At 69.5% G+C, this 275-nt stretch carries 1 protein-coding gene; it reads left to right on the top strand.

The window, feature by feature from the left end; all coding sequences use genetic code 11:
- Positions 1 to 275, top strand: a 275-nt coding sequence (locus ACFIKI_RS08510; RefSeq protein WP_375666780.1) for a hypothetical protein, incomplete at both ends; no start/stop codon positions are given.

Genomic DNA, 275 nt, shown 5'->3' with positions numbered 1-275 from the left:
CGAATGTCCGCGTGCGCGACTCGCTGCAGGCGCTGGTCAAGCAGACCGATGGCGTGCGCATCGTGGGAGGCAACCCGGTGGACGAGGCCGGCAACCCCGTGCCCTACGCATACCCGGGCGGCGGCTTTGTCTCCAGCCGCATCGTCTCCGGCGCAAACGCCAGTTGCGGCACGCCCACGGGTGGCGTCAACAGCGCGACGCGCGAGTTGACCTGCGCCATTGCCTCGATGGCTCCCGACGCCGAAGTGGTGATCGAGGTCAAGGTCCGCACCCGG

It is taken from the genome of Bartonella sp. TT121SHDZB, assembly GCF_042193415.1.
In the GTDB taxonomy this organism is placed as follows: Bacteria; Pseudomonadota; Alphaproteobacteria; order Rhizobiales; family Rhizobiaceae; genus Bartonella.
This window is presented reverse-complemented; position numbering and strand designations above follow the sequence as displayed.